Consider the following 3,580-nt stretch of genomic DNA (forward strand, 5'->3'; position numbering starts at 1 on the left):
GTTCCTGCCCGTATTTTGAGAACTGTATAGTGGACGCGAGCATCTCTTTGTAGCGTAATTTTGCTTTTAGTTTTGTGACAAGCTACTAAGGGCAATCGGTGGATGTCTTGGTACCAAGAGCCGATGAAGGACGTTGGAGCCTGCGATAAGCCCCGGGGAGTTGGCAACCGAGCTGTGATCCGGGGGTGTCCGAATGGGGAAACCCAGCTGGCATTCTAAAGCCAGTTACCAGTGCCTGAACACATAGGGTTCTGGAGGGAACGCGGGGAAGTGAAACATCTCAGTACCCGTAGGAAGAGAAAACAATAGTGATTCCGTGAGTAGTGGCGAGCGAAAGCGGATGAGGCTAAACCATGTGCGTGTGATAGCCGGCGTGCGTTGCGTATATGGGGTTGTGGGAGCATTCAGACACTAATGCCGTGGTGTCGGAGAGTTATAAATCGCTGTTGAAGTCGAATCTTCTGGAATGTTGAGCCGTAGTGGGTTATAGCCCTGTAGGCGTAAGACAGTGACTCTCGAGTGTTTTCCCAAGTAGCACGGGACTCTTGAAATCTCGTGTGAATCTGGCGGGACCACCCGCTAAGCCTAAATACTTCTTGGTGACCGATAGCGGACTAGTACCGTGAGGGAAAGATGAAAAGTACCCCGGGAGGGGAGTGAAATAGTACCTGAAACCGGTTGCCTACAATCCGTCGGAGCATCTCCTTGTGGGGTGTGACGGCGTGCCTTTTGAAGAATGAGCCTGCGAGTTAGTGGTGTGTGGCGAGGTTAACCCGTGTGGGGTAGCCGTAGCGAAAGCGAGTCTGAATAGGGCGTTTTAGTCGCATGCTCTAGACCCGAAGCGGAGTGATCTATCCATGGGCAGGTTGAAGCGTGGGTAAGACCGCGTGGAGGACCGAACCCACCAGGGTTGAAAACCTGGGGGATGACCTGTGGATAGGGGTGAAAGGCCAATCAAACTCCGTGATAGCTGGTTCTCCCCGAAATGCATATAGGTGCAGCGTCGTGTGTTTCTTACCGGAGGTAGAGCACTGGATGGTCTAGGGGGCTTACCGGCTTACCGAAATCAGCCAAACTCCGAATGCCGGTAAGTGAGAGCGCGGCAGTGAGACTGCGGGGGATAAGCTCCGTAGTCGAGAGGGAAACAGCCCAGATCACCAGCTAAGGCCCCTAAGCGATTGCTAAGTGGAAAAGGATGTGGAGTTGCCCAGACAACCAGGAGGTTGGCTTAGAAGCAGCCACCCTTGAAAGAGTGCGTAATAGCTCACTGGTCAAGTGATTCCGCGCCGACAATGTAGCGGGGCTCAAGCAATCCGCCGAAGCTGTGGCACTCACACAAGTACCCGGTGACGACTTGATCGTCATCCAGGTGTGTGGGTGGGTAGGGGAGCGTCGTGCAGCGTGTGAAGCAGCCTAGTGATGGAGTTGTGGATGCTGCACGAGTGAGAATGCAGGCATGAGTAGCGAATGACGGGTGAGAAACCCGTCCGCCGGATGATCAAGGGTTCCAGGGTCAAGCTAATCTGCCCTGGGTAAGTCGGGACCTAAGGCGAGGCCGACAGGCGTAGTCGATGGACAACGGGTTGATATTCCCGTACCGGCATTAACACGACCCGACCGAACCCGCTGATGCTAAGAAACAGAAGCCATAAAGCCTTCGGGCGGAGTGGGGGACGTTTTGACCCGAGGTGGTAGTAGGTGCATTGAGGAGTGACGCAGGAGGGTAGTCCAACCGCGGCGATGGTAGGCGTAAGCTGATCCGCGGGCAAGGTGGTAGGGCGAGGCATAGGCAAATCCGTGTCTCACATAGCCTGAGAGCCGAGGCGGACCCGTTCAGGGGAAGTGGATGATCCCATGCTGCCGAGAAAAACTTCGCAGTGAGTGTTAGAGCCGCCCGTACCCCAAACCGACACAGGTGATCAGGTAGAGAATACCGAGGCGATCGAGTGAACCATGGTTAAGGAACTCGGCAAAATGCCCCCGTAACTTCGGGAGAAGGGGGACCGGATCCGTGACATCCTTTACGGGTGGTAGCGGTGATGGTCGCAGAGACCAGGCCCAAGCGACTGTTTACTAAAAACACAGGTCCGTGCGAAGAAGTAATTCGATGTATACGGACTGACGCCTGCCCGGTGCTGGAACGTTAAGGGGACAGGTTAGCTGGTTTCGGCCGGCGAAGCTTTGAACTTAAGCGCCAGTAAACGGCGGTGGTAACTATAACCATCCTAAGGTAGCGAAATTCCTTGTCGGGTAAGTTCCGACCTGCACGAATGGCGTAACGACTTGGGCGCTGTCTCAACCGTGGACTCGGCGAAATTGCATTACGAGTAAAGATGCTCGTTACGCGCAGCAGGACGGAAAGACCCCGGGACCTTTACTACAACTTGGTATTGGTGGTCGGTACAATTTGTGTAGGATAGGTGGGAGACTGTGAAGCTCGGACGCCAGTTCGGGTGGAGTCATCGTTGAAATACCACTCTGATTGTTCTGGCTGTCTAACTTTGGTCCGTTATCCGGATCAGGGACAGTGCCTGGTGGGTAGTTTGACTGGGGCGGTCGCCTCCTAAAAGGTAACGGAGGCGCTCAAAGGTTCCCTCAGCCTGGTTGGCAATCAGGTGTTGAGTGTAAGTGCACAAGGGAGCTTGACTGTGAGACAGACATGTCGAGCAGGGACGAAAGTCGGAACTAGTGATCCGGCGGTGGCATGTGGGAGCACCGTCGCTCAACGGATAAAAGGTACCCCGGGGATAACAGGCTGATCTTCCCCAAGAGTCCATATCGACGGGATGGTTTGGCACCTCGATGTCGGCTCGTCGCATCCTGGGGCTGGAGTAGGTCCCAAGGGTTGGGCTGTTCGCCCATTAAAGCGGCACGCGAGCTGGGTTTAGAACGTCGTGAGACAGTTCGGTCCCTATCCGCTGCGCGCGCAGGAGACTTGAGAAGGGCTGCCCCTAGTACGAGAGGACCGGGGTGGACGAACCTCTGGTGTGCCAGTTGTTCCGCCAGGAGCACGGCTGGTTGGCTACGTTCGGGAGTGATAACCGCTGAAAGCATCTAAGCGGGAAGCACGCTTCAAGATGAGGTCTCCCACCGGGTTAACCGGGTAAGGCCCCCAGTAGACCACTGGGTTGATAGGCCAGAAGTGGAAGCGCCGTAAGGTGTGGAGCTGACTGGTACTAATAGGCCGAGGGCTTGTCACACACACAAACTACAAGCCCAAATTTTGCGCTGTAACGATGTTCGCGTTCACTGTACGGTTCCCAGGATACGGTCAACCCCAGCAACCACACCCAGTAGTGGGTGTGTGGCTCAGGTAGGTTGATAGTGTTCTTATAGAGTTTCGGTGGCCATAGCGTCGGGGAAACACCCAGTCTCCATTCCGAACCTGGAAGTTAAGCCCTTCAGCGCCGATGGTACTGCGACCGGGAGGTCGTGGGAGAGTAGGACGCCGCCGGACATTCACACTGTTAAGGGCCACCCCCAACCGGGGGTGGCCCTTAACATTTCCAGGCCGAATTTCTCCCGGCCCGACGTCGACGCCGGCCAACACCTCACGCCGGCACCACAACGGCCCGGCACA

Annotated in this window: 2 rRNA genes; both read left to right on the forward strand. The window is 55.6% G+C overall.

Features of this window, described 5'->3' with window-relative positions:
• Positions 1 to 75 precede the first annotated feature (75 nt).
• Positions 76 to 3,200: ribosomal RNA gene (locus tag ACZ5BU_RS36580) — 23S ribosomal RNA — on the forward strand.
• 139 nt (positions 3,201 to 3,339) lie between these two features.
• Positions 3,340 to 3,457: ribosomal RNA gene (gene rrf, locus ACZ5BU_RS36585) — 5S ribosomal RNA — on the forward strand.
• The last annotated feature ends 123 nt before the right edge of the window (positions 3,458 to 3,580 follow it).

It is taken from the genome of Kribbella sp. NPDC031520 (assembly GCF_055580825.1).